Consider the following 303-nt stretch of genomic DNA (forward strand, 5'->3'; position numbering starts at 1 on the left):
GCGCCTCAAGCGCGTTAATCGAGGGATCTGCGGCCAGGCTGCCGAACTGACTCACCAGCGAACGTAACTGGTCCGCCGAGTCCTTCACGTAACCCTGCATGGGCGCTAGGGCGTAGCTCCCAGCATCAACGCTCGCGCCCTGGTAGGCCGGCAAGATCGACAGCACCGTAGCGCTAGCGATATTGGCCACTTCATACCAGTTGCCGTCAGGACCAAGGAAGGCATCGCCCACCCGGCTGTTCGCCGCGAAGTCGGTACCGGTGCCGGTCACCGTAGTGGAATTTTGCGTGCACGAAACCGTGC

General features: G+C 62.4%; 1 pseudogene. It reads right to left on the minus strand.

The features are described 5' to 3' along the window. Positions 1-303 (minus strand): annotated as a pseudogene (locus HAQ05_RS28220) (phage tail protein); the annotation flags it as partial.

Origin of the sequence: Pseudomonas typographi (genome assembly GCF_014694385.1) — a bacterium.
Classification (GTDB): domain Bacteria; phylum Pseudomonadota; class Gammaproteobacteria; order Pseudomonadales; family Pseudomonadaceae; genus Aquipseudomonas; species Aquipseudomonas typographi.